A 3,364-nucleotide genomic window follows, 5' to 3' on the forward strand; every position below is an offset into this window, starting at 1 on the left:
CGATCGAATTCCTCCGAGCAATAGTGACCCGCGAGGATAGTGTCCGTAGTTGGGTCGATCTCGTAGATCACCACGGCTTCCATCTCGAGGGTGTCGGAGGTGTACCTGTTCTGCACCCAGACCTCGTTGCCGCTCTCTACGACCCGGCGCACCTAGATGCGCCCCTCCGGATGCGTGGTCATGAGGGAGCGCATCTTCGTGACCCCCTGATCGCGACCCTTGAAGCCGCGCCCGGGGTGCTGAGGAACGATCATCTCGAAGTCGGGGTGGAAGGCGGTCTCGACGCCGTCCACGTCCCCGCGGTTCACTGCGTCGACGAAGCGGAGCACGGCGTTCATCCGATTACCTCTCTTCTGGATCCGACTCGGGACGAGCGACGGGTCGCCGTCGTAAAGCGCCGGTCGCTGTGGCGTTGGGGCGGCGAGTCGCTAGTGCTCAGCGGATCATGCGGAAGAAGGAACGGACCTGTTCGACGAACAAGGTGGGCTGTTCAAAGGCGGCGAAGTGGCCGCCCTTCTCGGGCTCATCCCACCAGCGGATGTCGGTGAAGTCCTTCTCAGCCCAGCGGCGCGACGGCCGGATGATTTCCTTCGGGAAGACCGAGCAACCGGCTGGTACGGTGACCGGGTCGCGCTTGCCAGCGCTGTAGCTCTCCCAGTAAAGCCGCGCCGATGAGGCCCCCGTTGCTGGGATCCAGTAGAGCATGACGTTGTCGAGCAATTCGTCGGGAGTGAGCACGTTCAAGAGGTCGCCGTCGCAGTCGGTCCACGACCAGAACTTCTCGACGATCCAGGCGCACTGCCCGGCTGGCGAGTCGACCAACCCGTAGCCGAGGGTCTGCGGTCGGGTGGACTGCTGCTTGAGATAGCCGGAGTCCTTGTCGACATAGTGGGCCATCGATGCCAACGCGGCCTGCTCCCGCTCAGTGAGGTCGTTCATGGTGGCCGGATCGGGTTCCACCACGATCATGTTGAGGTGGATGCCGATGACATGGCCGGGGTGACGTTGGGCTATGTGGCGGGCGACGCCGGCGCCCCAGTCGCCACCCTGTGCGCCGTAGCGTTCATACCCGAGTCGGGCCATCAACGCGGCCCAAGCGTCAGCGACGCGCTCGACACCCCACCCGGACCGGGACGGCTTATCGCTGAAGCCGTACCCGGGCAGGGATGGGCATACGATATGGAACGCATCGGCCGGGCTTCCGCCGTGGGCTACCGGGTCGGTGAGCGGCCCGATCACCTTATGGAACTCGACGATCGATCCGGGCCACCCGTGGGTGAGCACCAGTGGCAGCGCGTCGGGGTGGGGCGAGCGCGCGTGAATGAAGTGAATCCCGAGCCCGTCGATCTCGGTGCGGAACTGCGGGAAAGAGTTGAGATATGCCTCACGCGCGGCCCAGTCGTATTGCTCGGCCCAGTACTGGCACAGCTTCTGCAGGCCGGACAGCGGCATGCCCTGTGACCAGTCGTCGACGGTCTCCCGTTCCGGCCAACGAGTGCGGACAAGCCGTTCGCGGAGATCGTCCAGGGAAGCATCCGAGATCTCTATGCGGAACGGGGTCACTTCCTGCGCCACCGACCGGACGGTACCCTCCGGAGGGCGTCGTGCACAACACCCTGGGGTCGCGTTCCCCGGCGTCCAGCGCGTCCAGCATGTGGCGCATCTTGTCGGTTCGGCTGCGCACCTAGCGGAAGGACGTGCTGGTCACTCGGGGACGAAGCGCAGTTGCAGGACATCGCGCCGTTCGATGTCCGCCGCCCGTCGCGCAAGATCGGGAAGGTCCCAGTCGGCGGACAGGAAACGGCCGGTGAGTCCGTCGGCGGCCCCGCTGGCCAGAAAGACCACCGCGTCGGCCGGCAATTCGGCCGGCACCCACTTCGGGTTGGGGTTCACCTTGGTCAGCCACTTGCGACCGGCCGGCGAGTCCACGGCACCGGCGCGCAGCTCGGTGTCCACCGATCCCGGCGACAGGGCGAACAGGTGGACGCCTTGCTCGCGGACCTCCTCGGCGACCGAGTCGGTCAGCCGCACGACCGCGGCCTTCGAGCACGCGTAGGCAGAGTCGTAGGGCCACGGCATGACGGCGGCCATCGAGACGACGTTCACGATGTGCCCCCCGCTGCCGGACACCATGTGCGGCAGGGCGGCGTGCGTGCACAGGAAGGTGCCCCGCAGGTTGACCTCGACGTCGTTCCACCAAGCGCCGGGATTGATCTCCCCGAGCGGGCCGACGGCTCCGCTCTCGTCGCCGTTGTTGCTGCCCGCGTTGTTCACCAGCACGTCGACGCGCCCGAAGCGGTCGATGGCGGTGGCGACGAACTCGCCCACGGACTGCGGGTCGGTGACGTCCAGGTGCGCGGCCACCGCCTCGCCGCCGCGCCGGCTCACCTCGCTCGCCACGTCCTCGACCTGGCTGATCGTACGCGCTCCCAGTACGAGCCTGGACCCGGCGCCGGCGAGGGCGAGGGCGACCGCTCGGCCGATCCCGCGGCCCGCGCCCGTGATCAAGCTGACCCGACCGTGCAGTGGTCGCGCGGCGAGTCCGTCCGACGGCGTTGCACTCATGCGCGCGGCCCTGTCCCCGGCCGTGTCAGCACGTCGTAGGACGGATCGCTCCGGTCGCGGCGGCCCGCCGTCTGGCGGGGGTCGCGTCGTGCGGCGAGCCGGCTGAAGACCGATGCCGTCGGAGCCGTGGCGTCAGCTGGTGCCGGTGTGAACACGGCGTCGTAGACGAACTGGCGGTGGCCGATCGCCCACCTGCCATCGCAACGCGACCAGCGGTCGAGGTAGCGGCCGACAGCGACCAGGTGCGAGAGGGCTCCGGCCTCGGTGAGGTCCCACAGGGTCCCGGTCACGTACGCCTCGCTGGCGGCCCGGTCACCGTCGACCTCGATCAGGATGTTGGTGACCTGGTGTGAGTGTCCGAGCAGCTTCGCGTGGTTCGCCCACATGACGTCCAGCAATCCCGAGGCCGATCCCCGGAAGGTAGGGCCGTAGTCAGCGGTGGCGTCAGGATGCCAGACGGTGTCCATGAGGTCTCGATCCATTCGGTCGAGAGCCCGGCAGTACCGGTAGAGGACTTCGGTGATGGCCAGCTTGGCTTCGATGTCGTCTGTCACAACCATGCGCCGCCCTGCGGCGAGGCGCCCCGGTACGCGGGCGCGACCAGATGCCCGGGCCTCGTCCGGTTCGTCGTTGGCGTGCGCGTGTTTGAGTTCAGCCACGGCCGGCGAACTCGAGCAGCCCGCGAATGTTGACGCCCGCGTACATGTCGTCGTATCCGGAATTGATTTCCTCGATCGGGTAGGTCTTCGAGACGAGTTCGTCCAGCTTCAGCTGCCCCTGCTCGTACATGTCGATGAAT

General features: G+C 67.2%; 4 protein-coding genes. All 4 read right to left on the minus strand.

The features are described from left to right. Positions 1 to 152: 152 nt before the first annotated feature. The 4 genes from VGS97_RS08625 to VGS97_RS08640 all read right to left on the minus strand — a co-directional run bounded on the left by VGS97_RS08625 (position 153) and on the right by VGS97_RS08640 (position 3,125). Positions 153 to 338 carry a nuclear transport factor 2 family protein gene (locus VGS97_RS08625; RefSeq protein WP_326852746.1) on the minus strand — a complete coding sequence of 62 codons (186 nt, stop codon included), beginning with the start codon at positions 336 to 338 and terminating at the stop codon, positions 153 to 155. Positions 339 to 435: 97 nt separating this feature from the next. Then, positions 436 to 1,575, minus strand: coding sequence for an epoxide hydrolase (locus tag VGS97_RS08630; RefSeq protein ID WP_326852749.1), 1,140 nt, complete (start codon positions 1,573 to 1,575; stop codon positions 436 to 438). Positions 1,576 to 1,704: 129 nt separating this feature from the next. Continuing rightward, on the minus strand, positions 1,705 to 2,565 hold the full coding sequence (locus VGS97_RS08635) for an SDR family oxidoreductase (RefSeq protein WP_326852750.1): 861 nt from the start codon (positions 2,563 to 2,565) through the stop codon (positions 1,705 to 1,707). Further along, positions 2,562 to 3,125, minus strand: a complete 564-nt coding sequence (locus VGS97_RS08640) for a nuclear transport factor 2 family protein (protein ID WP_326852752.1) — start codon at positions 3,123 to 3,125, stop codon at positions 2,562 to 2,564. The genes VGS97_RS08635 and VGS97_RS08640 overlap by 4 nt, the downstream gene beginning before the upstream one ends. Positions 3,126 to 3,364 lie beyond the last annotated feature (239 nt).

It is taken from the genome of Actinocrinis sp. (assembly GCF_035946395.1).
GTDB lineage: Bacteria > Actinomycetota > Actinomycetes > Streptomycetales > Catenulisporaceae > Actinocrinis.

Excerpts from the sequence above, each read along its gene's own strand:
- VGS97_RS08625 (WP_326852746.1), bottom strand. The coding sequence starts at position 338 with ATGAACGCCGTGCTCCGCTTCGTCGACGCAGTGAACCGCGGGGACGTG.
- VGS97_RS08635 (WP_326852750.1), bottom strand. The coding sequence starts at position 2,565 with ATGAGTGCAACGCCGTCGGACGGACTCGCCGCGCGACCACTGCACGGT.
- VGS97_RS08640 (WP_326852752.1), bottom strand. The coding sequence starts at position 3,125 with ATGGTTGTGACAGACGACATCGAAGCCAAGCTGGCCATCACCGAAGTC.